The 23462-nt window shown below is 62.9% G+C and carries 19 protein-coding genes and 5 tRNA genes; 8 read left to right on the top strand and 16 right to left on the bottom strand.

Features of this window, described 5'->3' with window-relative positions; genetic code table 11:
- Positions 1-171: 171 nt before the first annotated feature.
- Positions 172-3207, top strand: coding sequence for an ATP-binding protein (locus ABB27_RS08970; RefSeq protein ID WP_057628356.1), 3036 nt, complete (start codon positions 172-174; stop codon positions 3205-3207).
- Between the two features lie 318 nt (positions 3208-3525).
- Here the strand turns inward: ABB27_RS08970 and ABB27_RS08965 are convergent, their stop codons facing one another.
- Positions 3526-3927 carry a hypothetical protein gene (locus ABB27_RS08965; RefSeq protein ID WP_057628355.1) on the bottom strand — a complete coding sequence of 134 codons (402 nt, stop codon included), beginning with the start codon at positions 3925-3927 and terminating at the stop codon, positions 3526-3528.
- A 239-nt stretch (positions 3928-4166) separates the two neighbouring features.
- Here ABB27_RS08965 and ABB27_RS08960 point away from each other — a divergent pair.
- The 5 genes from ABB27_RS08960 (at position 4167) to ABB27_RS08940 (ending at position 5426) form a co-directional block, all read left to right on the top strand.
- Positions 4167-4242, top strand: a tRNA-Ala gene (locus tag ABB27_RS08960).
- Positions 4243-4293: 51 nt separating this feature from the next.
- A tRNA-Glu gene (locus tag ABB27_RS08955) sits at positions 4294-4369 on the top strand.
- Between the two features lie 134 nt (positions 4370-4503).
- Positions 4504-4579 (top strand) — tRNA-Ala (locus ABB27_RS08950).
- Between the two features lie 51 nt (positions 4580-4630).
- Positions 4631-4706 (top strand) — tRNA-Glu (locus ABB27_RS08945).
- Between the two features lie 447 nt (positions 4707-5153).
- The gene (locus ABB27_RS08940; RefSeq protein WP_057628354.1) at positions 5154-5426 is read left to right on the top strand and encodes a hypothetical protein; all 273 of its coding nucleotides are present in this window, start codon (positions 5154-5156) and stop codon (positions 5424-5426) included.
- Between the two features lie 304 nt (positions 5427-5730).
- On the opposite strand, the gene ABB27_RS08935 is transcribed toward ABB27_RS08940, so the two are convergent.
- A tRNA-Leu gene (locus ABB27_RS08935) sits at positions 5731-5817 on the bottom strand.
- A 122-nt stretch (positions 5818-5939) separates the two neighbouring features.
- Here ABB27_RS08935 and ABB27_RS08930 point away from each other — a divergent pair.
- Positions 5940-6308, top strand: a complete 369-nt coding sequence (locus tag ABB27_RS08930) for a response regulator (protein WP_057628353.1) — start codon at positions 5940-5942, stop codon at positions 6306-6308.
- A gap of 143 nt (positions 6309-6451) precedes the next feature.
- Here the strand turns inward: ABB27_RS08930 and ABB27_RS08925 are convergent, their stop codons facing one another.
- The 10 genes from ABB27_RS08925 to ppsR form a co-directional block, all read right to left on the bottom strand.
- On the bottom strand, positions 6452-8827 hold the full coding sequence (locus ABB27_RS08925) for a Tex family protein (RefSeq protein ID WP_057628352.1): 2376 nt from the start codon (positions 8825-8827) through the stop codon (positions 6452-6454).
- 114 nt (positions 8828-8941) lie between these two features.
- Positions 8942-9157: a hypothetical protein gene (locus tag ABB27_RS08920; protein WP_057628351.1), complete on the bottom strand. Its 216-nt coding sequence runs from the start codon at positions 9155-9157 to the stop codon at positions 8942-8944.
- Positions 9158-9295: 138 nt separating this feature from the next.
- Positions 9296-9742: a hypothetical protein gene (locus tag ABB27_RS08915; protein WP_057628350.1), complete on the bottom strand. Its 447-nt coding sequence runs from the start codon at positions 9740-9742 to the stop codon at positions 9296-9298.
- 43 nt (positions 9743-9785) lie between these two features.
- Positions 9786-10160 carry a YfeK family protein gene (locus ABB27_RS08910; RefSeq protein ID WP_057628349.1) on the bottom strand — a complete coding sequence of 125 codons (375 nt, stop codon included), beginning with the start codon at positions 10158-10160 and terminating at the stop codon, positions 9786-9788.
- Positions 10157-11224 carry a class III poly(R)-hydroxyalkanoic acid synthase subunit PhaC gene (phaC, locus tag ABB27_RS08905; protein ID WP_057628348.1) on the bottom strand — a complete coding sequence of 356 codons (1068 nt, stop codon included), beginning with the start codon at positions 11222-11224 and terminating at the stop codon, positions 10157-10159. Before phaC ends, ABB27_RS08910 begins: the two co-directional genes overlap by 4 nt.
- On the bottom strand, positions 11221-12360 hold the full coding sequence (phaE, locus tag ABB27_RS08900; RefSeq protein WP_057628347.1) for a class III poly(R)-hydroxyalkanoic acid synthase subunit PhaE: 1140 nt from the start codon (positions 12358-12360) through the stop codon (positions 11221-11223). The genes phaC and phaE overlap by 4 nt, the downstream gene beginning before the upstream one ends.
- A gap of 53 nt (positions 12361-12413) precedes the next feature.
- Positions 12414-13028 carry a CDP-alcohol phosphatidyltransferase family protein gene (locus ABB27_RS08895; protein WP_057628346.1) on the bottom strand — a complete coding sequence of 205 codons (615 nt, stop codon included), beginning with the start codon at positions 13026-13028 and terminating at the stop codon, positions 12414-12416.
- Between the two features lie 210 nt (positions 13029-13238).
- Positions 13239-13727: an NUDIX hydrolase gene (locus ABB27_RS08890; RefSeq protein ID WP_057628345.1), complete on the bottom strand. Its 489-nt coding sequence runs from the start codon at positions 13725-13727 to the stop codon at positions 13239-13241.
- 54 nt (positions 13728-13781) lie between these two features.
- Positions 13782-14288: a DUF1249 domain-containing protein gene (locus ABB27_RS08885; RefSeq protein WP_057628344.1), complete on the bottom strand. Its 507-nt coding sequence runs from the start codon at positions 14286-14288 to the stop codon at positions 13782-13784.
- A 466-nt stretch (positions 14289-14754) separates the two neighbouring features.
- Complete coding sequence (ppsR, locus tag ABB27_RS08880; protein ID WP_057628343.1) at positions 14755-15576, bottom strand: posphoenolpyruvate synthetase regulatory kinase/phosphorylase PpsR; 822 nt, start codon at positions 15574-15576, stop codon at positions 14755-14757.
- Between the two features lie 197 nt (positions 15577-15773).
- On the opposite strand from ppsR, the gene ppsA reads away from it, so the two are divergent.
- Positions 15774-18149 carry a phosphoenolpyruvate synthase gene (ppsA, locus tag ABB27_RS08875; protein ID WP_057628342.1) on the top strand — a complete coding sequence of 792 codons (2376 nt, stop codon included), beginning with the start codon at positions 15774-15776 and terminating at the stop codon, positions 18147-18149.
- A gap of 339 nt (positions 18150-18488) precedes the next feature.
- Here the strand turns inward: ppsA and ABB27_RS08870 are convergent, their stop codons facing one another.
- The 4 genes from ABB27_RS08870 to ABB27_RS08855 all read right to left on the bottom strand — a co-directional run bounded on the left by ABB27_RS08870 (position 18489) and on the right by ABB27_RS08855 (position 23360).
- Entirely contained in the window at positions 18489-20759 is a 2271-nt protein-coding gene (locus tag ABB27_RS08870; protein WP_057628341.1) for a thiamine pyrophosphate-dependent enzyme, read from the bottom strand.
- A 59-nt stretch (positions 20760-20818) separates the two neighbouring features.
- A complete protein-coding gene (locus ABB27_RS08865; protein ID WP_425477516.1) occupies positions 20819-21442 on the bottom strand; it encodes a glutathione S-transferase family protein in 624 nt (207 codons plus the stop codon).
- 95 nt (positions 21443-21537) lie between these two features.
- Positions 21538-22074: a GNAT family N-acetyltransferase gene (locus tag ABB27_RS08860; protein ID WP_057628339.1), complete on the bottom strand. Its 537-nt coding sequence runs from the start codon at positions 22072-22074 to the stop codon at positions 21538-21540.
- A gap of 452 nt (positions 22075-22526) precedes the next feature.
- Complete coding sequence (locus tag ABB27_RS08855) at positions 22527-23360, bottom strand: glycine zipper 2TM domain-containing protein (RefSeq protein ID WP_057628338.1); 834 nt, start codon at positions 23358-23360, stop codon at positions 22527-22529.
- Positions 23361-23462 lie beyond the last annotated feature (102 nt).

Below are 23462 nucleotides of genomic sequence, written 5' to 3'. Positions count from 1 at the left end.
AGCGGCGGTATCAGGGAAGGTTGTGTTTCCAATGGAGTCATTGTTCCAGCGCGGCCGCCGCCGCTACATCAGCCAAGTCCGAATAATCACTTCACATGCTTCGGACACGACCGTGACACAAGGCTTTTCACCACATCAACCGGTAGTACCGACTAGTGAGTGGAATCTCAAATGGTCTCCGATACGGGTACCGCAACAGGCGATGCAGCACACCACGGCGCTGGCCGCACGAATGCACTGAAGCTGCTGAGCCGGCACCAGCGCGGCCTGCTTTACGGCGGCGGCGTCATCACCACGCTCATCCTGGCTGCGGTCACGGCGGTGGTCATCCATTCGCAGATCAGGGATTTCATCGCCGAACGGTACGCCGACCAGACCAGCCGTCGTATCGCATTGCAGACCACGCTTGCCGTGCGCGAGGGCGCTTTGCGGATCACCACCGCCCAGGAGGAATACGCCTGGGAGTCGCGACAGAAGCCTGACCCGGATCTGCTGCGCAGGTTCACCGACAGCAACGGCCGGATGACGCTCCAGCGCTCGGCGAATTCGCCACATGTACTTGTGCTTGCTGATCTGGACGCCAATCCCCCCGCCGCGTATGCCCCCTATCTCAAACTTGCCGACGAGGTGAGCCATCAGGCCGGCAGCTTCGCCCGTGCGTTGACGGCATCCATCTACTTCTACAGCCCGGACCGCAGGTTTCTGGGCGCCGGTCCGTTGCCTGACGGCAACCTGCCCCCGCTGCGGGAACAGGAAAGCAATCTCGCGCTGATCCAGCAGCTGGTTCCCGATACAACCGTCATGTTCCGCGCGGGCGCCACTGCCACCACCATGCCGGCGGCACCGGCATGGCTCCCGGTTTCCACCGATCCCCTCAGCGGCAAGCCCTCATTGCATCTACGCCAGGTCGCCAGCACCGAGGCGGGCCCATTCGCAGTATTCGTTGCTTCCTACCCATTGGAATTGATCACACCGCTGCTGCAAACCAGCCAGGCAGACGAATTCTGGGTAATCGCCAATGCCAATGGCGAGCTGTTCCTTGGCGCCAGCCAACCCGCTGCCACGGAGGCCGCTCGCCTCCCGCTGAATCAGTGGGCCACGGCAGCGTCAGCCAATCAGAAAGAAAGGTTTGAGCAAAAAGATGGGCGTTTCGTCGCCACCGAACTGGTCTCGACCGCCAATTCCGGCTGGCAGCTGATCCACAGCTTCTCCTGGCGGACCATCCTCTCGGCGTTGTGGCCCAGCCTGCTGGCCTATATCGGCGCCATGCTACTTGCTGTCGGCTTTGTATGGGCAGCGCTTCTGATACTCGACAGGAGAGTATTCCGCCCCGGCTATGTACGTTCCGAACGCATCGTTGAAAGCGAGAACCTGAACCGGACGATGGTGGAGACCGCGCCCTTCGGGCAGGCACTGCTCTCGTTGGCGACCGGTGAAGTACTGCTCAAGAACGCGGTCATGACGGCCTATGCGCAGAGCCAGTCGCCGACAGCAGTGCCGTTGCATCACCGTTTCCTCGATGCCTTTCATGGCGCCGGTGCCGACAACATTGCCTCGCACGGCGTTGAACTGGCGTTCCAGACCCGTGATGGTGCCGACTGTGCGCTGCTGGTCAGCATCGTTCCCACCAAGTATCGAGGTGAAGACGTTCTGCTATGCAACTTCACCGACATAACCCTGCGCAAGAAAGTCGAGCAGGAGCTGGAGAATGCACGTGCGGCATCGGAAGCCGCCAACCAGGCAAAATCGACCTTCCTGGCAATCATGAGTCATGAAATACGCACGCCCATGAACGCCATCCTCGGCAACCTGGAGCTGCTGGAACACACGGATCTGGACGAAACGCAGCATACCCGGCTGCATGCCGTCACCTCCTCCTCCTCGGCTCTGCTGAACATCATCAACGACATCCTGGACTTCTCGAAAGTCGAGTCCGGGCAGATGACGGTCGAATCCATGCCCGTCGACATCCGCGAAATCGCCGAGCAGTCGGTCGCGATGTTTTCACCGATGGCCCATGCCAAAGGCTTGGCAATCGACCTCATCGTTGATGATGAGCTGCATGCACACTACATGGGCGATCCCACTCGCCTGCGCCAGATCGTCTTCAACCTGATCAGCAACGCGATCAAGTTCACCGAGGCCGGCGATGTGCTTGTCGAGTTGTATCTGCAGGATGACAGCAATCCCGATTCCGCCATCGTGCTGGGGGTGAGCGACACCGGCATCGGCATGACTGTGGAACAGCGGCAATCGTTGTTCACTACGTTCACCCAGGCAGATTCGTCGATTGCCCGGCGCTATGGCGGCACCGGGCTGGGACTTGCCCTGTGCAAGCGCCTGGCCGAGCTGATGGGCGGAACCATTGCGGTCAGGAGCGAGCCCGGCAAGGGCAGCACCTTCCTGGTAACCTTGCCGCTGCACGCCGCCAGCAGGGCCGAGCCGGTGATGCCGGCACCGCCGAGCGAGATTTCGGCAAGCACCGTTGCCGCCTTGCACGTACTGGTGGTCGACGACCATCCCGCCAATCGCAAGCTCCTGCAGATGCAGCTGGAAACGCTGGGCTGCAGCGCCGATACGTTCGAGGACTGCGGCGCCGCCATCGCCGCGTTCACCAGTCGCCACTACGACCTGATCCTGACCGATCTCAACATGCCGGGCATGGACGGCTTTGCCTTCGCCAGCTGCCTGCGCAACCGCAAGGTAGCCACTCCGATCATCGCGGTTACCGCACATGCATCGGACCGTGACCGGATGCGCAGCCAGGAAGCCGGCATCAACCGCATCCTGATCAAGCCGGTGCTGCTGCAGACCCTGCAGAACGCCTTGTCGCAATTTGCAGACAACGCCCCATCAGCGAAAAGCGTGCGCGGACGGGTCGACATCGGCACCGGCCTGCTTCCAGCGGAAGTACACGTGCCGCTGCTCGCATCACTGGACGACTCGCTTTTGGTCATCAGGCAGGCACTACAGCCTGCGCTGATGGGCGCATCGTCAACGATGACGATCGAGCACCGCGCCGATACCATCGGCAAGCACCTGCACTCATTGCGCGGCGCCTTCGCTTTCATCCACGAAGCAGGCATCGCTGGCAAATGTGCGGCAATGGAGAGCTTGCTCGAGCAACAGCGCATGAGCGAACTGGAAGATGCGCTGACCGAGCTGGACGCGCTTGCCCATGCCGCACTGGAGCGCAGGCAACACTGAGCTTCGCCTTGTCCGCACACAGTCACCCACTCTCCATCAGCGCACAGACACCGCTACTCCGCCCCCTCAATGGCCTGACAGGCGGGCTGGGACAGCGCAATGCAATCAAGCGCATGAGTTGGCAGGGCGAACCCGCAAGGAAATCGCGCAGGCGCGCCCCGCAACAAGGCTCGCCATCCAAACAGATGCGAGGACCACAGCGAGCACGCATCGTTTGCGACGACCATCAGGCAAGCACCGCCGGGCCGAACTCCCTTGGTGACCATCCGCCCGGCCCAGCCATGGCCACAGCCAGGCCATGAAGCGCTTGCGCCCCGCCTACCGGCAGGCCTGCTGAACTTTGTTGTCCCAGACGCTGGACATGGCGAAGTCACGTTTAAGCCCTGCTTTTGCGTAGGCCTTGTCACGCCCCTTGCGCGCACGCTCACAGGGATCCTGGGCGCGCGGCGCGGCTGGTTGCCGGCGCACGCTGCGGGCAGCAGTTGCGGGGCTACCGGCCTGACGCTTGCTCAACTGCTCACGCACTGCCTGCAAACGGAGCTCCGCCGCCGCATCCACGGATTCCGGCGTGGCCGCCCAGCGTTTCAACTCCCTGCCGGCGCAGGGCGCGGACTGATAGCTCACGCCCCCGCCCTCGCGGCACTTGTAGACCGCTGGCCCCTGGGCAGCGGCAGCGCCGATGCCAGCGGCCGCCACGAGCAACAGCAGAAAGGAAAGCACTTGCACAGCGGCAACCTTGTTCAGCCCACACCCAGCCCAACTTGGCAGGGTCGCGCCGGCAACACAGCCCGCAATCAGGAGGTCACTTTGTCAGGCTTCGCCTCTGCATCAGCAACCCACGTATCCACACCGCATCAGCCCAGTCTCATTGCATGAAGAAATTTCTTCACAAACTGCTTGCGAGAAAAAAGAAGGCCCGTTATGATTTCGTTCTCGGCAGCAACGCAACAACGCAGCCCGGGGCCATAGCTCAGCTGGGAGAGCGCCTGCATGGCATGCAGGAGGTCAGCGGTTCGATCCCGCTTGGCTCCACCAAATTCAGGCATTAGGCCGTCTGAATTGTTGACAATTTGATGAGTATAACGCGTCCCCATCGTCTAGAGGCCTAGGACATCACCCTTTCACGGTGGCGACCGGGGTTCGAATCCCCGTGGGGACGCCATTCATCAGGTACAAACGGACCCAGCCGTATCGGGTCTTTTTTTATCGAAGCAATCTTCCCAAGAGATTGCACGGAAGAAGAAAAAGCTTCCAATTTGATAAAAAGCCGCTATAATGGCGGGCTAGCAACAACGTGGGGCCATAGCTCAGCTGGGAGAGCGCCTGCATGGCATGCAGGAGGTCAGCGGTTCGATCCCGCTTGGCTCCACCAATTCAGGCATTAGGCCGTCTGAATATACAACTTGAGATTCAAAGAATACGCGTCCCCATCGTCTAGAGGCCTAGGACATCACCCTTTCACGGTGGCGACCGGGGTTCGAATCCCCGTGGGGACGCCATTTTTAGAAAGCTCCGAGAAATCGGAGCTTTTTTTTGTCCGTTGTTTGGAGCAGCAATGCCCTGCCCGCTCACCCCATACCGGGCGACCCGTTATTCGACATGGTCCTTCAGCGGCGCTGCATCCAATCAAGTCGTTTCGAGTTACTGACGGTCATTGCCAGCGTGCGGAAAGATGGCCGGCATACACGAGTTCTCCATGGCACTGCCAACTACGTCGGCTGCCCGGCATTGGTCAATGTTTTACGCTGGATTTCGACTGGACCAATTGTCTTGTGGGCGCACCCAGCCATCTCCTTGCCGGCCGCAGCCAACGTCAGCAAAACTGGGCGAACGGATAAGTCCGGCAGGCAGCAGCACACATGACCGCACAACCATCATCGACAGCACGCATGCCGCGCCAACATACTTCCGCCCAGCTGGCATCCAGCAAGCTCAGGGGGAATTCGATGAACAAGAAAGCACTCGCCATCTTGCTGGCTGGAGCACTGTTGTCTTTTGGTGGCACGACAATGCACGCCCGTCATCTGTTCGCCGAACGCCCGCATGCGCCCGACCCGTCCAGCGGCGAGGTAATCGAGTTCAAGGTCAAAGGATCCGACCGGATTGTCTACATCACCGGGCGCGACAGGATTCAGCACTGGTCGATTCTGGGCCTGGGCATTGGCTTGTTCCTGCTGGGCGCCAAAGGCGGTGCGCTGCGGCGAAGCCAGGATGCATAGCTGGGAACGAGGCCCATCGGCCATCACCTAGTGCGCGCCGCACGTCCTGCGAGAACAAGGGTGAGGTCAAAGGCCAGCAGGCGGGCGAATGGTCGGCGGCAATTGCGCGACTGAAGAAGCCCCTTACCGCTGCCGCATCTGGATGCATTGCCGGGAAAGCTTCTGCCGAGCATGGCTCGGCACTACACCTACACGCTGCACGATTGGGTTCCAGGATCTGCGTGCGTAGGCCGCACGGACAAGATTGCGGAAAGGCACGCCAAATTCCAGGCAAAGAAAAAGGCACCTAAGTGCCTGTTTTCTCTGGTGCCGAAGGGGGGACTCGAACCCCCACGCTTTTAAGGGCGGCGGATTTTGAATCCGCTGCGTCTACCGATTCCGCCACTTCGGCTAGCAGGAGCGGAATTATAGCGGAGCTTTCATCACTTGGGCATACCTTGGCTGAAAATATTTGTGTAATGCCTGTTTCGGCGAGTGGCTATACTTCATCCGGGTTTGGTACGGGGGCAAACGATGGGCTCACTCGAAGGTACGAGGGTGCTGGTCGTGGAGAACGACGAGTTGAACGCCATGCTGCTGCAGATGCAGCTGGAGATCGAAGGCATGCAGGTGGACGGCGTCGCCGCCTCGGTCAGTGCTGCGCTGAAGATGATCGATGAGCTGCAGCCGCAGGTGGTGTTTCTGGACTATTGGCTGGCCAGCAATGAGAACAGCAGCGCGGTTGCCGAATGCTTGAGGCAACGCGGCACGCCTTTCCTTGTTGCGACCGGGATGGATATCGACCAACTGCCCGATGTATTCGATGCCGGGGTAAAACTGTCCAAGCCCTATACCAGCAGCGACCTCAGCCAGGCACTGCAGCGCGCCCTCGCCCCGGCCTGAGCGAGCCACCCGTATTCTGAATTTGTGGGAGCGGCGTCAGCCGCGAAGCAGACAATGCTGAAACATCGGGCACCATGTGGCCCGATCACGTATCTGCTTCGCGGCTGACGCCGCTCCCACACCTACACCCACACTGCTCTGACTCAGCTGCCGCGTTTGGCCCGTGCGAACGCATCGGCCAAGGCACTATTGGCCGGTGCCGCAGACGCTGCCGGTCGGCCACCAGCATTGCCCGCATTGCGCTGGCCTCGCTGATCGCGGTCGCGCCCGGCGCCAGCACCACGCCCCTGCCCTGCAGCCCGCTCGTCACGTTCGGCTTTTTTTGCCGGAGCCGGCGCATCTTCCAGGCGCCGGGTCAGGGCAATGCGCTTGCGCGGCACGTCCACTTCAAGCACTTTGACCTTGACGATATCGCCGGCCTTGACCACATCCCGCGGGTCTTTGACGAAGGTATCGGACAACGCGGAAATATGGATCAGGCCATCCTGGTGCACGCCGATATCAACGAAAGCGCCGAACGCAGCGACGTTGCTGACCACGCCTTCCAGGATCATGCCTTCGCGTAGATCCTTGATGTCCTCGACGCCCTCGGCAAAACGTGCCGCCTTGAACTCGGGGCGCGGATCGCGGCCGGGCTTTTCCATTTCCTTGAGAATGTCGCGCACGGTCGGCACACCGAACTTGTCATCGGTGAACTGCTCGGCCTTCAAACCGCGCAGGTAGCTGCCGTCGCCCAGCAATGCCTTGATCGGCCGCGCCGCGGCAGCGACGATGCGCTCCACCACCGGATAGGCTTCCGGGTGCACGGCGGACGCGTCCAGCGGTTCATCACCATCGGCGATGCGCAGGAAGCCGGCGCATTGCTCGAAGGTCTTCTCTCCCAGTCGCGACACCTTGAGCAGATCCTTGCGGTGTTTGAACGGGCCGTTCTCGTCGCGGTGGCGGACGATGTTCTCCGCCACCGTGGACGACAAACCGGACACGCGCGTCAACAAGGCGGCCGATGCGGTGTTCACGAATACGCCTACCGCATTTACGCAGTCCTCCACGCGTGCGTCCAGCGCCTTGGCCAGGCGGAACTGGTCGACATCGTGCTGGTACTGGCCAACGCCAATCGCCTTGGGCTCGATCTTGACCAGCTCAGCCAGGGGATCCTGCAGCCGGCGCGCGATGGAGACCGCGCCGCGCAGCGATACGTCCAGGCCGGGGAACTCCTTGGCGGCGAACTCCGAGGCCGAGTACACCGAGGCACCTGCCTCGCTGACCACAACCTTCTGCAGCTTGGGATTGGCACAGGCGGCGATGGCCTCGCCCGCGAGCTTGTCGGTTTCGCGGCTGGCGGTGCCGTTGCCGATCGCGATCAGTTCCACGTTGTGCTTGATGCACAGCTGCTTGATCGTCTGCAGCGACTGTTCCCACTGCCGTCGCGGCTCATGCGGATACACCGTATCGGTGGCCAGCAGCTTGCCGGTGGCATCGACCACCGCGATCTTGCAGCCAGTGCGGATGCCTGGATCCAGGCCCAGCACCGCCTTCGGGCCAGCGGGTGCGGCCAGCATCAGGTCCTTGAGATTATCGCCGAACACCGCAATCGCCTCGGCCTCGGCTTTCTCGCGGGCCTGGTTGAACAGGTCCAGCAATAGATGCATATGCAGCTTGGCGCGCCAGGTCAGCCGGCACGCATCCAGCAACCAGCGATCGGCCGGTCGTTCCTTGTTGGCGATGCCGGCGCTGCGCGCCACCCGGCCTTCCGCGTACTGATGGCCGGCCTCGGCATCGCTGCCCGGGTCCAGCTCAAGAAACAGGAACTCCTCGCGGCGCGCGCGGAACAAGGCCAGCAGGCGGTGCGAGGGAATCTTTGCCAGCGACTCGGCATGGTCGAAGTAATCGCGGTACTTGGCACCTTCTGCTTCCTTGCCCTCGGCAACGCGGGCACGGATGATGCCGTTGTCGGCCAACCAGCTGCGCAGTTCGCCAACCAGGGCAGCATCCTCGCCCCAGCGCTCCATCAGGATTGCGCGCGCGCCTTCCAAGGCAGACTTGATGTCAGCAACGCCCTTGTCGGCGTCCACGAAACCGGCAGCGAAAACCTGCGGGTCCAGCATCGGATCGTTGAGCAGGCCATCGGCCAAAGGCTCCAACCCGGCCTCGCGCGCAATCTGCGCACGCGTGCGGCGCTTGGGCTTGTAAGGCAGGTAAAGATCTTCCAGCCGCGACTTGGTATCGGCAGCCATGATCTCGGCCCGCAGCACGTCACTGAGCTTGCCCTGCTCTTCAATGCTTGCCAGCACCGTGCTGCGGCGGTCTTCCAGCTCGCGCAGGTAACTGAGCCGGGCTTCAAGATTACGCAGTTGGGTATCGTCCAGGCCGCCGGTTACTTCCTTGCGGTAGCGGGCAATGAAGGGGACGCTGGCGCCTTCATCCAATAGTGCGATGGCGGCCTTGGCCTGGGCGGACTGTGCGCCGATCTCGTCGGCGATTGTCTGCGCGATCTGCTGCGCGAGCTTGATGTCTTGCATTGCCGGTGCGGTAGCCACGGTGACGGGAGCTGCCATTCTGGCAATGCGCGGGGCTGGGGGAAAGCCGTTGACAGCACGCGCCGGACCTGTCGCCCGACGCGTGGGCCTGAATACTCAGGCCAGGTGCTGATTCAGCCGCTGGCTGGCGATGTCCTCACGCAGGTCTTGCAGCACCATGACGCGCATCGGCATTCTGCCACTCACGCTCATCATCCGTTCGACGTAAATTTCCGGGCCATGCTCGGTATCTGCGCGGGTTTTGCTGAAGCCGTAGGGCAACACACCCTTATCGCCATCCTTGCTGCCACCGATATAAAGAACAATTGCCATGGTGGGTCGTACTCCTGTTGGATCTGTTTGGATCTGTAACAGGGGTAACGATACGCGGGGACACGTTACAGAGTTGTACACAAAAGGTTGGCGTTTGATGTCAGCGTTCAGCGCATCCACATCAGGGGGCCAGATATCTCAGTAACCGCCAGGCCACCAACCACGCCCCTGCATCGCGTAGCGGTCCGCCGCGCGCTCGAACGGATTACGCACGCTCACGCCACCACACAACAGGTACACCGGCAGGAACAAAGGCCCAAGTACCAGGTACTGGAAGACATGCGCACGTTCGTGGTCACCCAGGCGTACGCGCGGATGTTGGCAGCGGCCAGCGCGGTGTTCGTAGGTCATGCACAGGCCGTCCAGATCATCGCCGGTATGCAGGATCACCATGCCGAAGGTGATCGCCCCACCCGGTCCCCACGGCCAGCGCCGGAACACCCATGCGCACTCGCTGCTGCTCCAATGCGCGCGCGCACCGGCAACGCATCCCAGCCCGCCGGCGATCAAACCGATCAAGGTATTGGGCGAGGTCCATAGGCCACCCAGAATGCGCAGCCATAGCGGCGGCATTGAAAGCAGCATCCGCTTCAGGCCAGCGACACTGCGTTAGCGGGCGCAGCCTGCATCAGCCGGCCGGTGCGCGCAGGCGCCGCAGCTGCTGCAGGAACCAGGCCGAGGCATCCTGCTCGGGCACGCCTGCACAGGAAACCCGATAGGCCTTGCCGCTCATGCTGCTGCGACTGGCGGCACGGTCGATGAACTGCTCGCTGCTGTCGACCATGTCGCGTTTGAGCAGATAGTCGTACTTGCGTTGCAGGTGCCCACGCGCGGCTGCGCCTTCATACCAGGTGCCGTTGCGCTGGAAGCGGCAGCCCGAGCTTTCCAGGGCCTGCATCAAGCCATTGATCTCGCGCTGGGTAGCTGCACTGGGTGCGGCGCTGGCCGGTACTGCAATGGCAGCCAGTGCAGCTGCGAGCAACAGATTGCAGAGTTTTCTCATGCGCGTTCGCTCAACCAGTCATTGATGGCGCCCGGCACTTCGCGCTGGGCGCGCCCGGACACATAGATGCCGATATGGCCGCCACGGAAACCCAGCTCGGTGTAGTCCGCGCTGCCTACCTGCGCCTGCATCGCCCGCGACGCAGCCGGCGGCACCAGGTGATCCTGTTCGGCATAGATGTTCAGGATGGGCATCTGCAGTTGCGCCAGATCCACCGGCTCCTCGCCAATGCGGATGCTGCCGCGCATCAGTCCGTTGTCCTGATAGAACTGTTTTACGAACTGGCGGAACGCCTCGCCGGCAAGGTCCGGCGAATCGAAGATCCACTTCTCCATGCGCAGGAAGTCTTCCAGCGCATGCTTGTCGTCGAGGATATCCATCAAGCCAACGTACTTCTGCACGTTCAAGCGGAACGGCTTGAGCATCAGGTAGCTGGCATTCATCAGGTCGGCCGGGATATTGCCCAACGTATCGACGAACAGGTCCACATCCACATGCCGCGTCCAATGCGACAGCATGTTGTCGGCGGTGTGGAAGTCCACCGGCGTCACCATCGTGATCAGGTTCTGCACTTTGTGCGGGCGCAACGCGCTGTAGCACAGCGCAAACACACCGCCCTGGCAGATGCCGAGCATGTTCACCGGCGCACCGTCGCGCTGCGCGCGCAGGTGATCGACGGCGCCGTCGATATAGCGCAGCAAATAGTCTTCCAGGGTCAGGAAGCGCTCTGAACGGTCCGGGTAACCCCAATCCAGCACATACACATCCTGGCCCAGGGCCAGCAGTTTCTGTACCAGCGAGCGGCCATCCTGCAGATCGACCATGTAGGGCCGATTGACCAGCGCATAGACAATCAGCAACGGCGGCTGCCCGACCTTGGCCTTGTCGCTGACGAAGCGATACAGCTTGACCTTGCCGTCGCTCCACACTTCCTGCCGCTCGGTGACGCCGTAATCCACGTCTTCCACACCCGGCAACAGCTTCAGGCCATCAACCAGCTTGCGCTGCCACTGCAGGGTTTCCTGCAGCAGATCATCGTTGCCAAACCCGAGCGGGCCTTTCATTTCGTTCTCCCGCGCCGCGCCGGCGCCGGCTTAACTGCCGCCGCCGTCTTCCTGGCAACCGGCTTTTTGACTGTGGCCTTGGTTGCGCTGGCCTTGCTTGCTGCGGTTTTGCGCGGCGGTGCCTTGGCGACCTTCTTTACAGCAGCTTTTGCAGCTTTCGCGGCAGTGCCTGCAGGAGCACGCTTGGCAGCTTTTGTCGATGCTTTCGTGACGGTGGGCTTGGCCGCACTCACCGGCGCAGCCGCGTTCGTCTTCTGGCTTGCGGCAAGCAGGCGCCGCACCTGCCGTTCCAACTCGGCAATCCGCTTGTGGGCGGCATCCATTTCTGTTCGGGTGGGCACACCCATGGCATCGCAGGCACGCTCCAGCTCGCTCTGCGAGGCCGCGCGCAAACGCATCTGGGCGTTGGCCAACTCGCCATAGATACGCTGGAAATCCTCGGACAGCGCCACCTTGGCATAGGCCTCTTCGGCCGCATCGATCCACAGATCGAACATCGCGCGCGCACTGGTCAGCTGGCTGCCCGGTACTTCGTGCTCGCCCAGCTTGGCCTCGAAACGCTTGAATGCGTCCTCCAGCACCTCGCGGATCGTATCCACATAGGCTTCGGCACGGGCCTGGTACTCCTGCTGGGTTTTCAGCAGCGCCTGCCAACGTGCCTGATGCTCGCGGGCCGGCCCGAATGCCGGCGCGTTCAACCAATCGCCGCCGCCAAAGCCGCTCTGCGCGGCCTTGGCGAACTCGCGCAGCCAGGGCTGGTCGTTCAGCGCATTGCCGCCACGGGCAGCGCCCAGCATCCACTGCAACAGCGCGTCACCCTGCCCGGCCTGCACGGCCTCGCGCCACGCCGCGGCCACTTCCGCCGCCGAGGTGTCACGGCCGGCGAAGCGTGCGGCGACCTGCTGCATCATGCCCAGCCAATCGCCAGCCTGGTGCTGGAAACGCGCACCGAGTGCCTGCACTTCCGGCGGGGTGTCGGTGCTTACCAGGCGGGTCCACTGGGCAATGCTCTCGCGCCAAGGGAAGTCCGCGCCTGCTGCCGCAGCCGGGCCTTGCATGGACTGTGACCACGCGTCCCAATAGCCGCGCATGCTGGCTTCAAAATCCGCGTTGTCGTTGTTGCCTGCCGCCGCCATCGTCTACTCCCCGAATACCCGGCGATGATAGCAATGCGGCCGCCCTGCCGGCGTCAGGGCTTGGGAATACGCAGCGTCTTGCTGATCATCAGCGAGCCGGACAGCGCAAACAGCAGGACCAGCGGATGCAGCTGCCACGGGCCCAGCTGCCAGCTGCCGCCCCATAGCGCCGGACCGATCGCGTTGAAATGGGCAGCCAGGGCCAGCACGATCACCAGCGCCAGGCTGGTGGGAATCGGCGTGCCTTCGAAATACGGCACCTTGTCCGATTCGCCGGCGATCTCTTCGGCGGTGACGTTGTAGCGCGCCAGGCGGCTGACGCCGCAGCAGACGAAATAACTCAGGATCAGCCAGTCCCAGCCGCCCTGCATGCCACAGGCATAGGCCAGCGCCGCCGGCGCAACGCCAAAGGAGATGATGTCGGCCAGCGAATCCAGCTCGCGGCCCAGCGTGGAGGACGATTGCCGCCATCGTGCGACCCGCCCGTCCAGCGCATCGAAAATGAAGGCCAATGGAATCAGCGCCATGCCGAACATCAGAAAGCCGCGCTGGCCGTCCTGCAGGAAGCGCATCGCCGCGAACACCGCGCCGGTGCCGCAGAACGCGTTGCCGAGGGTGAACCAATCCGCAAGCTGGAACTCACGGAGCATCGAGAAATGGCGTTTCATGGGAACTCACGGTGCATTGACCCCCACAGGGTACCGCGAGCAGCTGAATGCTGGACAGTACAGGCGTCCAGGGCGCCAAGGGCTGCCTTCTCCCCAGGGGCCATCGCCCGGCTTACCGGGTACACCCCGGATTCATAGCGGGCCGCTCACAGCCGCCAGCTGCGGGAATACCGCAGCGCGGCAGGCTCGACCAGCCTCCGCGCCCAGGCATTACAGCCGCGTATAGCTCCACGACTGCATGCGCCCGTCGCGGTAAGGCATCACTCCATGGAACGGCCGCGGATCCTGGTCGAACACCAGCGGCAGGAAATGCCGGTCGCCTTCCCACAGCGGCAGGGATTCGAGCTGATCCACGGCCACCCATTCCAGCGTGCCTTCCGGGTTCACTTCCATCGGCGTGCCGGTGTAGTCATCGATGACGAAGATGAAGGCGAACCAGTCCTCGCCGTTCTTGCCGAAGCCCGGCCAGCTGATGCTGCCGCGCAGGCGGGTGGTGCCGCACTCGATGCCGGCCTCTTCGCGGATCTCGCGATGCATGCAGGCAAGGATGTCCTCGTCGGTTTCCATCTTGCCGCCCAGCCCGTTGTACTTGCCCAGGTGCATGTCGCCGGGGCGGGTGTTGCGGTGGATCATCAAGGCCTTGCTGCCGTCGGCGGACAAGACATAGCCGAGCGTGGCCATAATCGGGGTGTACGGCATAGCGACAACCGGAACCAGAGGGGCGTGCAGTATGACCGATGCGCGGCGCGCGCCTCAGCCTGGCAACACGTCCATGCGCCGCATCGGCACCACGGTGTCGTCCACTCGCCGCAGCGTGGCTACGCTGTGGCCGCGTTCGGCCAGGTAGTCCAGCCACTTGCCGAGGAAGGTATTCATGCGCATGCGATGGCTGATCAAGGCCTCCGGTGGCGGATACATGCCCATCACGTCCTGCCAGCGCCTGCCCACATAGCAATGCGTGGTTTCGGCCTGGCGTGCGTCGCGGTACAGGCGCACGAACGCTGAAGGGTCGGGCTCACCGGTGACCGGGTCGCACAGGTCATAGGTCAAGCGCAGCTCCACCGTGTAACGGTGGCACTCGATCACGTCCAGGCGCAGATCCAGGCCATCGCCGATGCTGGACAGGTGGCTACCCACATGCAGCCGGTCCGGTGCGAACAGGCGCATCAGGTGATCGTGGTTTTCCGCATACAAGCCCATCAGCCAGCTCAGCCGGCTGAGCCTGGGGATGCGATCAATGCGGGAAAGTGCGCCTGCCATTGGCTGATCGTACACGCCGGGACGTGTCGGGCGCAGCAACGACGATCAACAGCGGTCCATGTAGTGCCGAGCCATGCTCGGCAGAGGCTCTACCAATGACCCAAAAACATTGCAGGAGCGTCATAAGCTGCGAAGCCTGCGTCAATGAAATCGCAGGACCAGCTGCAATTCCAGAAGACCATCAGCTTCGCGGCTTATGCCGCTCCCACAAGGCAAATTGGGGTCAATCTGGGTTTTCCGGTAGAGCCTCTGCCGAGCATGGCTCGGCACTACCGGTGACCCAAAAGCAGTGTGGGAGCGGCGTAAGCCGCGAAGCCTGCGTCAATGAAATCGCAGGACTGGCTGCAATTTCTGAGAACCATCAGCTTCGCGGCTTATGCCGCTCCCACGAGGCAAATCCACGGCCAACCTGGGTTTGCCGGTAGGGCCTCTGCCGAGCATGGCTCGGCACTACCGGGACCTTGGCTCAGAACATCTCGCGCTGCAGGCTCAAGGTGCTCAGCACCTTGCTGGAGATCTCCTCGATCGAGGTGTGGGTGGTGCTCAGCGTTGGAATGCGCTCCATGCGGAACATGGTTTCAGCCGCGGTGACTTCGCGCTTGCAGGTCTCGAAACTGGCATAACGCGAATTGGGGCGGCGCTCCTGGCGGATCTGCTGCAGCCGTTCCGGGTCGATGGTCAAGCCAAACAACTTGCTGCGATACGGGCGCAGGCGCGGCGGCAGGCGGTCCTGCTCCAGGTCCTCCTCGGTCAACGGGTAGTTGGCCGCGCGGATGCCGTAATGCAGCGCCAGATAAATGCAGGTCGGAGTCTTGCCGGCGCGCGACACCGCCACCAGCACCACATCGGCCTCGTCGTAGTTAACCGCGATGCCATCATCGTGGCTCAGCGCGAAATTCATCGCATTGATGCGCCGGTGGTAGGTATCGAAGTCGACCATGCCGTGCGCCTGGCCCACCTTGGAGTGCCGGGCAGAGCTCAATTCCTGCTCCAATGGCCCGATGAATGGGGCGAAGACATCCAGTACCAGCGCCCCGCTCTCCTCCAGAATCATCCCCAAACTGGAATCCACGCAGGAACTGACCACGATCGGGCGCACCTGGTAGCGCTCGCCAGCGGCGCGGATACGGGCAGCCGCCTCGTGGGCTTTTTCCTTATCGTCGACGAACGACATGCGATCGGTAACGAAACTGAAGCCATTGAACTGGGTCAACAGGCTGTGACCTACGGTCTCGGCGGTGATGCCGGTGCCATCAGAAACATAGAAAACCGGCCGAATTGCCGTCATGAGAGCTCCCTTCGGAATGTGATCCTGACCACAGGTCAAGCGTGATGGCCTAGCCTGTCCCGGAAAAGACAAGCACAAGACAAAGTATTGTCACAAGCTTGTGCGGCTTCGGTGTGCACTGCATCATATTGGCTTCTTCCTACGGACGTGGCCATCCCAAGCCCGCCACGGGCGATGGCCTCAACGGAGCATCGCGCTTGAACGAGAATATCCTGTGGTTGCATGAGCTGCGCTTGGCCGATCTGGCCCGCGTGGGTGGCAAAAACTCCTCGCTCGGGGAGATGATCGGCAATCTTGCCGGTCTGGGGGTGTCCGTCCCCGGTGGTTATGCAACCACCTCCGAGGCGTTCAAGGACTTTATTGCCCATAACGACCTGTCCAAGCGCATTTTCGACAAGCTGGCCACGCTGGACGTGGAAGATGTCGCCGCCCTGACCGTTGCCGGCAAGGAGATCCGCAACTGGGTCATCGACGCCCCGTTGCAGCCGCAGCTGGACCAGGACATCCGCGCCGCTTACGAAAAGCTGAGCGCAGAGAACGGTGGCGGCGATATCGCCGTGGCCGTGCGCTCCTCGGCCACCGCCGAAGATCTGCCGGATGCCTCGTTCGCCGGCCAGCAGGAAACCTTCCTCAATGTCACCGGTGCCGACGACGTCGTGCACAAGGTCAAGGAAGTGTTCGCCTCGTTGTACAACGACCGCGCCATCGCCTACCGCGTGCACCACGGCTTCAAGCATGAAGACGTGTTCCTGTCCGCTGGCGTGCAGCTGATGGTGCGTTCGGGCGTCGGTTCCTCCGGCGTGCTGTTCACCCTGGACACCGAGTCCGGCTTCCGCGACGTGGTGTTTGTCACCTCCTCGGTCGGTCTGGGCGAAATGGTGGTACAGGGCGCGGTCAATCCTGACGAGTTCTACGTCTACAAGCCGAGCCTGCATGCCGGCAAGCCGGCCATCCTGCGCCGTTCGCTGGGCTCCAAGGCCATCCGCATGGTCTATTCGGACGTCCCGGGCGAGCGCGTCAAGATCGAAGACACCCCGGTCGAAGTGCGTAACACCTTCTCGATCAGCGATGAGGACGTGCAGGAACTGTCCAAGCAGGCACTGGTCATCGAAAAGCATTACGGCCGCCCGATGGATATCGAGTGGGCCAAGGACGGCGTCAGCGGCAAGCTGTTCATCGTCCAGGCGCGCCCGGAAACCGTGAAGTCGCGCGCCAAGGCCACCCAGATCGAGCGCTATGCGCTGCAGGAAAAGGGTGAAGTCATCGCCGAAGGGCGCGCCGTTGGCGCCAAGATCGGCGCCGGCGTGGCCCGCGTGGTCAAGTCGCTGGACGACATGGCCCGCGTGCAGCCGGGCGACGTGCTGATCGCCGACATGACCGACCCCGATTGGGAGCCGGTGATGAAGCGCGCCTCGGCCATCGTCACCAACCGTGGTGGCCGCACCTGCCATGCCGCGATCATCGCGCGTGAGCTGGGCGTTCCTGCCGTGGTCGGCTCGGGCAACGCGACCCAGCTGATCCAGGACGGCCAGGAAGTGACCGTCAGCTGCGCCGAAGGCGACACCGGCTTCATCTATGCCGGCAAGCTGGCCTTCGACCGCACCACCACCGATCTGGGCAACATGCCGCCGGCACCGCTGAAGATCATGATGAACGTGGCCAACCCGGAACGTGCCTTCGACTTCGGCCAGTTGCCGAACGCCGGCATCGGCCTGGCCCGTCTGGAAATGATCATCGCCAGCCACATCGGCATCCACCCGAACGCGCTGCTCGAATACGACCGCCAGGACGCTGCCACCAAGAAGAAGATCGACGAGAAGATCGCCGGCTACAAGGATCCGGTGAGCTTCTATGTGGACCGTCTTGCCGAAGGCATCGCCACCCTGACCGCCTCGGTTGCACCGAACCCGGTGATCGTGCGCCTGTCGGACTTCAAGTCCAACGAGTACGCCAACCTGATCGGCGGTAACAACTACGAGCCGCACGAAGAGAACCCGATGATCGGCTTCCGCGGCGCCAGCCGTTACGTCGACCCGAGCTTCTCCAAGGCCTTCGCACTGGAATGCCAGGCCGTGTTGCGCGTGCGCAACGAAATGGGCCTTGAGAACCTGTGGGTGATGATCCCGTTCGTGCGCACCCTGGAAGAAGGCCGCAAGGTCGTCGAGGTGCTGGCTGCCAACGGCCTGAAGCAGGGCGAGAACGGCCTGAAGATCATCATGATGTGCGAAGTGCCGTCCAACGCGCTGCTGGCCGATGAGTTCCTGGAAATCTTCGACGGTTTCTCGATCGGCTCCAACGATCTGACCCAGCTGACCCTGGGCCTGGACCGCGATTCCTCGATCGTCGCGCACCTGTTCGATGAGCGGAACCCGGCGGTCAAGAAGCTGCTGTCGATGGCGATCAAGAGCGCACGCGCCAAGGGCAAGTACGTGGGCATCTGCGGTCAGGGCCCGTCCGATCACCCGGATCTGGCCGAATGGCTGATGCAGGAAGGCATCGAGTCGGTGTCGCTGAACCCGGACACCGTGGTCGATACCTGGTTGCGCCTGGCAAAGCTGAAAGCCAATAGCTGATCCAGCTGTTGATGCATGAAAACAAAACCCCGCCTTGGCGGGGTTTTGTTTGTCTGCAACCCTAAAGCGATCTTGCCTGCCTTTGTGGGAGCGGCGTAAGCCGCGAAGCTGGTAGTGCCGGAAAGCCCCAAAAACCAACCCCTCCCCAACCCTCCCCTTGGCTATGCCAAAGGGAGGGAGCTGAGTTGTGGGAGCGGCATAAGCCGCGAAGCCACAGCTCAGTCAGGTCGCGGGCATAGCGGTGATTTCAGCGATATCTGCTTCGCGGCTGACGCCGCTCCTACAAACAAGCGGCGCTCCTACAAACAAGCGCCGCTCCCGCAAACAGCAGCCGGCCGCTCACGCCAGCTCCGCTGCCGCAGCCACCACATCGGCATCACCCGGCAGTACCAGCAGCGCTGCACCGGCCAGCGGCGTATAGGTATCCACGCCGGTTACCCGGCGCAGCGGCACCTGCGCCAAACCGGCCTCCACCAGCGCGGTGATCACACCCTCGCCCACCCCGGCGCTATGGCGGCCTTCGTCGAGCACGATGATGCGCTTGGCGCCCTTGGCCTGTGCGGCGATATAGCTGGCATTGAGCGGCACCAGCCAGCGCAGGTCCACCACCCGCACCTTCCAGCCATGCTGCTGCTCGATGGTCTTGGCCGCACGCAGCGCCATCGGCACGCCATTGCCGTAACTGATGATCAGCAGGTCATCGTTGCCCTCGCCATAGACCCGGCCTTCGCCCAGCACCAACGCCTGATCCGGCGCCGGATACGGGAACAACCACTGGCCATCACCGGGCGCGTAAAGATCCTTGGTCATATACAACGCGATCGGCTCAAGGAACACGCTGACCCGTCCATCCACCTTGGCCAAAGCGGCAAGCGTACGCAGCATCGCCGCAGCGTCATCGCCGCGCGACGGGCAGCCAACCACCAGCCCGGGAATATCGCGGATGGCGGTGATCGAGTTGTCATTGTGGAAGTGCCCGCCAAAGCCCTTCTGGTACCCCAACCCGGCGATGCGGATCAGCATCGGGTTGCGGTACTGGTCATTGGAGAAGAACTGCAGCGAGCAGGCTTCGCCGCGCACCTGATCGATGGCGTTGTGCAGGTAAGCCAGGTACTGGATTTCCGGCAACGGCAACATGCCCATATTGGCGAAGCCCTGGGCCATGCCCAGGATCATGGTTTCATCGAGCAGGGTATTGAACACCCGGCGCGGACCGAAGGCCTTCTGCAGGCCCTTGGTCACGGTGTACACGCCGCCCTTCTGCGCCACGTCCTCGCCGAACAACAAGGTCTCCGGGTACTTGGCGAACAGATCATGCAATGCCTGGTTGATCTGCACCGCCAGATGCCTGGCTGGCTGGTTCTCCGGCAGCCCGGCCTCGCTGCCGAATACCTGCAGACGGCGCTCGGCGTGGTCCGCCCGGGTCGCCTCGGCCTGCACCTTGTCCGGCGTGTATGGCGCCAGCGGTGCGATGACATCCTGCAATTCAGTCAAACGCGGGCGCTGATCTGCATCTTCGGCAGCCGCGAAGCAGCGCTGGCGGGTCTGTTCGTACAAGACCAGCACTTCGGCCTTGTCCATCAGACCTGACTCGATCGCGATCTGCGCCGAGCGCAGCAACGGATCACCCGCTTCCACCGCGCACAGCTCCTCCAGGGCCCGCCATTCAATCTCGAAATCGGTGCCGGCATGGCCCATCAAGCGCGTGGTGCGCAGATGCAGGAAGGTCGGCCGCCGCGTGCGCCGGCAATGTTCCACCGCCCGTTGCACGTCGGCATAACCCGTGGCCAGATCCAGACCGTCGGCCTGGAAGTAGTCCAGCCCCGGCCGCTGCCGGAAGCTTTCACCTATCCAACCCGCAGGCGTCTTGACCGAAATGCCGATGCCATTGTCCTCGCAAACAAACAGCACCGGCGCCGGCAGCTTCTGGAAGCTGCTCCAGGCCGCGGCATTGAACGCAGTCTGCGCGGTGGCGTGGTTGGCCGAGGCATCGCCGAAGGAACAGATGGTGATGCTGTCATCGGGAATCGGCAGGCCCTGCCCCAGCCGCTTGCCGGCTTCGATGGCCATTGCCGTGCCCAGCGCCTTGGGCAGGTGCGAGGCGATGGTCGAGGTCTGCGGCAGCACCCACAAGGGCTTGCTGCCCCATACCTTGTGGCGGCCACCGCTGGCCGGGTCATCCTTGCTGGCCGCGAACGACAGCGCCGAATCCATCACCGGGTCCATGCCCGGCAACTTGCGGAAACGCTCGGCCATGAAACCGCCCGAACGGTAGTGCAGGAAGGCCGGATCGGTATGCCGCGCCGCCCGCGCCACCATCGCATTGCCTTCGTGGCCGGATGAGCCAATCGTGTAGAAAACCTTGTTCTGCACCCGCAGCACGCGCGCCATCAAATCCAGATGACGGCTGACCAGCTGCGACTCGAACAATTCGCGGAAGCCCTGCGCATCCAATGCGCTACCGGGCAGGATGGGCGCCGCCGGCTGCGGGCCCTGAACCGGGCCTGGCGCCAGCGCGCTGACGAATTCGATGAAATTGGTGTCGCAGATCTCGGCGCGGTTCAGGCCCTTCATACGGGCCGGGATGGGATTCGGTACACGAGCAAACATGCAGACAGGCTCCACAGCAAACAAGTGATGGGACGGAATCAGGCATCAAGCAAGGGTGGTCACGCGGCGAGTATCGGCAGGAAGCCGGGCTGGGCCTGCACCGCCTGCAGCCAGCGCTGGATAGCCGGATACGGCGCCAGGCCGATGCCGCCGTCTTCGGCGACCGCGGTATAGGCAAACAAGGCGATATCGGCCACGCCGTAATCAGGCCCGGTGAACCACGGCGCGCTTTGCAGGTGGCGTTCCATCACCGCCAGGGCGGCATGGCCGCGTTCGCGCAGACCTGGCAGTTCATCGCGGCGCCGCGAATCGGCAGGCGTCCAGATGCTGATGAAACGGGCGACGGCGATATAGGGTTCGTGGCTGTATTGTTCGAAGAACATCCATGACAGCGCCTGCGCCCGCTGCCAGCCATCGGCCGGCAGGAACGGCGTGCCTTCCGCCAGCCAGAACAGGATGGCATTGGATTCGGCCAGCACCCGCCCGTCTGAGCGCTGCACCAATGGCACTTTGCCGTTGGGATTGAGTGCGAGGAATTCCGGGGTGCGGGTCTGGCCTTGCGCGCTATTGACCTCGACCCAGTCATAGCGCGTGCCCAACTGCTCCAACAGCAACCTGACTTTATGGCAGTTGCCCGACGTGGACATGCCGTACACCCGCAACCCAGCACCTGTAACGCTCACCGATACACTCCCCGCAGCCGACTGGCAGACGACAGCGTCCATCTGAACGGATCACGGGTGCTCCGGTAAAGCTGCGACCGCAGCAAAAACAGCGCTCAGCGACGCGCCATCCACGCCTGCCGGGATTGCCCCCACACATCCACGGCGATATCGGCCGGCGCCGGCAGCCGCGCCTGGCGCAGCAGGCTCGCACCCAGCTTGCGTGCCACCGCCACCGAGTTGGTATTGGCCGGAACGATGGTGTGGATCACCTCCTGCCAACCCAGCGCATCGAACGCCCAATCCATGCTCGCCCGCGCCGCCTCGGGCGCATAACCGCGGCCCCAGAACGGCGAAGCGATGCCCCAGCCCACCTCGGTTCCCGGCCAACCATGCGGCTGCCAGGGCCCGACCCGGCCAACCCAGCGGCCACTGCTTTTTTCGATCACCGAGAACATCGAATAGCCGAGCAGCTGCCAACTACCGGTCAGCGCCGCCAGGCTGCGCCACGCTACCGATGGCACCTGCACGCCGCCCAGATGCTGCATGGTCACCGGATCGGCACAGAACGCGGCGAAGGCGTCGAAATCTTCGGCAGCCGGTGGCCGCAACAACAGCCGCTCGGTTTCCAGTTGAAGATCAAAAATGCTCATCGGCACTCCAATGGAACAGGATCACGAAGACGTTGAGCTTGCGCTGAGCCGCCGAAAGGGTCAAACCCGGGGCCGACCGTAACCCGGGGGAGCGCTGCGCCTTTCTGGGCCAACCTGCTGACGCCTGTTTGTGCGAGCGGCGTAAGCCGCGAAGCTGACATTGCCCACTCACTCGGCAGCTGATGGCACGCGTGCTTCGCGGCTTACGCCGCTCCTACAAACAACAAAACCGCCGCCAGCCCTGTAGCCCGGGTAAGCGCAGCGCACCCCGGAGTTTGGCGAATCCAAGCAACTACGAATTCCGGAACGAGAGCGTCCGCACGCGGCGTCTTTGATACGCAGTTCCAAGCACCAACCCCGGGTGCGCTGCGCTTACCCGGGCTACCCTTCAACCACACAACGCAGAAGGCCGGCTTGCGCCGGCCTTCGTTGCGATCAATCCGCAGCGGGGCTTACTGGCGGTTGTCCGCCGGTGCCATTGCCGCGGTCTGCGTCACCAGCTGACCATTGATCACCGGCAGGCGATCGCTGGCCGGCTTGTCCTGCATGCGCACGGTCTTTTCGGCGCCTTCATAGCGATAGGTCACGTCGTAACCGATGGTCTGGTTGGCATTGCCCAGCGACACGCGCTCACCCGGGCGACTGTCCATGCGCATCGTGCCGGTGCTGCCATCGGGCTTGCGGTAGCTGACGTTGTAGCCAGTGATGCGGCTGGACTCGGCGGTACGCTGCTCGGTGTGGCACTGGCGCTCGGTGCGATTGACGACGCGGCCACCGACGTGGCGCTTGTCGACCTGGTTGCCGATCACGCCACCGGCCACGGCACCGGCTGCGGTTGCTGCCTTCTTGCCGTTGCCGCCACCGACCTGGTTGCCGAGCAGGCCACCGATCAGCGCACCGGCGACGGTGCCACCGACATTGCCGTCGCGCTCGGGCAGACGTTCCTGCACCACCACGTCCTCGCAGACTTCATGCGGCGTGCTGGTGGTGGAGCTTTCGCGGATCGGGTCACTGCCGGTAACCGTGCCGTAGACACGCTCCTTCTGCGTCACCGGTGCAACCTTGAGCACATCGGCGTACTGCAGCTGCGGCTCGGCTGGGGTTTCCACCTTGCCGGTAAGCGCGGCGTCGTCCACCTGCGGGGAGGTGTCCAGCATCGGCCGGGCGCTCTCGGCCAATGGCGCAGTGCTGCTCTTGTCGCGGCCCTGCATGAAGGCGGCGGTGGCGATGCCACCTACCAGCAACGCGCCGGCGGCAACCAAAACGGTCGTGGTTGTGCTCTTCATGATCTGTCTCCGTGCGGCTGGCCGCGTTTGTCTTGGGTGAATTCCAGCACGAGTTAGCTGAACAGAGGCCAGTATTTCTGTCAGCTCCCTATCGAAATCATT

The sequence above is a fragment of the Stenotrophomonas terrae genome, assembly GCF_001431465.1.
In the GTDB taxonomy this organism is placed as follows: Bacteria; Pseudomonadota; Gammaproteobacteria; order Xanthomonadales; family Xanthomonadaceae; genus Stenotrophomonas; species Stenotrophomonas terrae.
This window is presented reverse-complemented; position numbering and strand designations above follow the sequence as displayed.

What these genes read in the sequence shown, in the direction of transcription:
- ABB27_RS08970 (WP_057628356.1), top strand. Translation starts at nt 172, where the DNA reads ATGGTCTCCGATACGGGTACCGCAACAGGCGATGCAGCACACCACGGC.
- ABB27_RS08940 (WP_057628354.1), top strand. Translation starts at nt 5,154, where the DNA reads ATGAACAAGAAAGCACTCGCCATCTTGCTGGCTGGAGCACTGTTGTCT.
- ABB27_RS08930 (WP_057628353.1), top strand. Translation starts at nt 5,940, where the DNA reads ATGGGCTCACTCGAAGGTACGAGGGTGCTGGTCGTGGAGAACGACGAG.
- ABB27_RS08925 (WP_057628352.1), bottom strand. Translation starts at nt 8,827, where the DNA reads ATGCAAGACATCAAGCTCGCGCAGCAGATCGCGCAGACAATCGCCGAC.
- ABB27_RS08920 (WP_057628351.1), bottom strand. Translation starts at nt 9,157, where the DNA reads ATGGCAATTGTTCTTTATATCGGTGGCAGCAAGGATGGCGATAAGGGT.
- ABB27_RS08915 (WP_057628350.1), bottom strand. Translation starts at nt 9,742, where the DNA reads ATGCTGCTTTCAATGCCGCCGCTATGGCTGCGCATTCTGGGTGGCCTA.
- ABB27_RS08910 (WP_057628349.1), bottom strand. Translation starts at nt 10,160, where the DNA reads ATGAGAAAACTCTGCAATCTGTTGCTCGCAGCTGCACTGGCTGCCATT.
- phaC (WP_057628348.1), bottom strand. Translation starts at nt 11,224, where the DNA reads ATGAAAGGCCCGCTCGGGTTTGGCAACGATGATCTGCTGCAGGAAACC.
- phaE (WP_057628347.1), bottom strand. Translation starts at nt 12,360, where the DNA reads ATGGCGGCGGCAGGCAACAACGACAACGCGGATTTTGAAGCCAGCATG.
- ABB27_RS08895 (WP_057628346.1), bottom strand. Translation starts at nt 13,028, where the DNA reads ATGAAACGCCATTTCTCGATGCTCCGTGAGTTCCAGCTTGCGGATTGG.
- ABB27_RS08890 (WP_057628345.1), bottom strand. Translation starts at nt 13,727, where the DNA reads ATGCCGTACACCCCGATTATGGCCACGCTCGGCTATGTCTTGTCCGCC.
- ABB27_RS08885 (WP_057628344.1), bottom strand. Translation starts at nt 14,288, where the DNA reads ATGGCAGGCGCACTTTCCCGCATTGATCGCATCCCCAGGCTCAGCCGG.
- ppsR (WP_057628343.1), bottom strand. Translation starts at nt 15,576, where the DNA reads ATGACGGCAATTCGGCCGGTTTTCTATGTTTCTGATGGCACCGGCATC.
- ABB27_RS08870 (WP_057628341.1), bottom strand. Translation starts at nt 20,759, where the DNA reads ATGTTTGCTCGTGTACCGAATCCCATCCCGGCCCGTATGAAGGGCCTG.
- ABB27_RS08860 (WP_057628339.1), bottom strand. Translation starts at nt 22,074, where the DNA reads ATGAGCATTTTTGATCTTCAACTGGAAACCGAGCGGCTGTTGTTGCGG.
- ABB27_RS08855 (WP_057628338.1), bottom strand. Translation starts at nt 23,360, where the DNA reads ATGAAGAGCACAACCACGACCGTTTTGGTTGCCGCCGGCGCGTTGCTG.